Here is a 1,966-nt window from a genome sequence, read left to right as displayed (position 1 = left end):
AGTCGGAATCACTGTCAGAATCCGAATCGCTGTCGGAATCCGAGTCACTGTCAGAGTCCGAGTCACTGTCAGAGTCTGAATCACTGTCGGAGTCCGAATCGCTGTCGGAATCCGAGTCACTGTCAGAATCTGAGTCACTGTCGGAGTCAGAGTCGCTGTCGGAATCCGAATCACTGTCGGAGTCGGAATCACTGTCAGAATCCGAATCGCTGTCGGAATCCGAGTCACTGTCAGAATCCGAGTCACTGTCAGAGTCTGAATCACTGTCGGAGTCGGAATCAGCATCGCTATCCGTATCATCGGCCAGGCCAATATTAATGGTCAGCGTCGTCGTTGCCGTATCGCCATCCGCATCCGTAATGGTGTAGGTAAAGACCTCCGTTTGACCGACAGAGTCAGCGTCTCCGGTCGCGTGATAGGTGTAAGAACCATCGGCATAGATCACCAGCGTACCGTAGGCGCCCTCAACGATCGTCCCCCCCGAGCTAACCGGTTCCGCCGTTGCCCCCGGAACCGAGGTCGCAATGATGCTGGTCACAGTAATATCCGTACCGGTATCGCCAACGTCCCCACCCGCGTCCGTCTGCAGTACGTTACCGCTGATAATCGCGGACTCGTATCCTACGGAGTCGGTTACCGCCACATCCACCGCGGTCGCTACGCTGAGATTCGCCAGGAAATTCACCAGCGTCGGCAGCAGCCCGGTATTCGTTGGCGACGAAATCACTACCGTATAGTTCCCCTCCGGCAGGTCGCTGAAGCTCGCGCTACCGCTGTAATCCAGGCTGACGCCTCCCGCCGTAATAGTCACCGCATTCGACGCCAGCGCAACCACTTCTCCGGTCACCGTATTCACCACCGCGAGATCGGCCTGGAAGGTATTCGTTCCACCCAGCAGCAGCAGTAGCGTATTAATCAGCGCCGCCGAGCTCAGCGTGGTGCCGCCGGAAATATCCAGTGCCACATCCTGAGTCGTTCCACTCGCGACAGTAAAGTCAAAGTTATTACCGCTAAGCAGCGAAACATCGACCACGCCAAGCAGGTTCACGCCTGTCAGCTGGGTAATCGTACCGTTTACCCCGTCGAGATTGTCATGGTTCTCAGAGATCAGCGCGGTATTGGTATCCGCATTGGCCTGCGGGATATCCGAATCGCTGTCAGAATCCGAATCGCTGTCAGAGTCCGAGTCGCTGTCGGAATCGGAGTCGCTGTCAGAGTCCGAATCGCTGTCAGAATCCGAGTCACTGTCAGAATCCGAATCACTGTCGGAATCCGAGTCGCTGTCGGAATCCGAGTCACTGTCAGAATCGGAGTCGCTATCCGAATCCGAGTCACTATCCGAGTCCGAGTCGCTGTCAGAATCGGAATCGCTGTCAGAATCCGAATCGCTGTCAGAATCCGAATCACTGTCGGAATCGGCATCGCTGTCAGAGTCCGAATCGCTGTCAGAGTCAGCATCGCTGTCTGAATCGGAGTCACTGTCAGAATCCGAGTCACTGTCGGAGTCCGAATCGCTGTCAGAGTCCGAGTCGCTGTCAGAGTCAGAGTCGCTGTCGGAGTCGGAGTCCGAATCGCTGTCGGAGTCAGCATCGCTGTCCGAGTCGGAATCACTGTCGGAGTCCGAATCACTGTCGGAGTCGGAATCGCTGTCAGAATCCGAATCACTGTCGGAATCGGCATCGCTGTCGGAGTCCGAGTCGCTGTCGGAGTCGGAATCGCTGTCGGAGTCCGAATCACTGTCGGAGTCCGAATCGCTGTCCGAATCCGAGTCGCTGTCAGAGTCCGAATCGCTGTCGGAATCCGAATCGCTGTCCGAATCCGAGTCGCTGTAAGAGTCCGAATCGCTGTCAGAGTCCGAATCACTGTCTGAATCCGAGTCGCTGTCCGAATCCGAGTCGCTGTCAGAATCCGAGTCACTGTCGGAGTCCGAATCTCTGTCGGAATCCGAGTCACTGTCAGAATAAGA

1 protein-coding gene and 1 pseudogene are annotated in these 1,966 nt (G+C 56.1%); one reads left to right on the top strand and one right to left on the bottom strand.

Going from position 1 to position 1,966, the window contains the following annotated elements:
• Window positions 1–1,048 (bottom strand): annotated as a pseudogene (locus tag ABLV30_RS26970) (hypothetical protein); the annotation flags it as partial.
• 70 nt (window positions 1,049–1,118) lie between these two features.
• Between ABLV30_RS26970 and ABLV30_RS26965 the strand changes: the two are divergent.
• Complete coding sequence (locus tag ABLV30_RS26965) at window positions 1,119–1,832, top strand: hypothetical protein (protein WP_348865698.1); 714 nt, start codon at window positions 1,119–1,121, stop codon at window positions 1,830–1,832.
• Window positions 1,833–1,966 lie beyond the last annotated feature (134 nt).

The sequence above is a fragment of the Klebsiella sp. CN_Kp113 genome, from assembly GCF_040064585.1.
Lineage (GTDB): Bacteria > Pseudomonadota > Gammaproteobacteria > Enterobacterales > Enterobacteriaceae > Klebsiella > Klebsiella michiganensis.
This window is presented reverse-complemented; position numbering and strand designations above follow the sequence as displayed.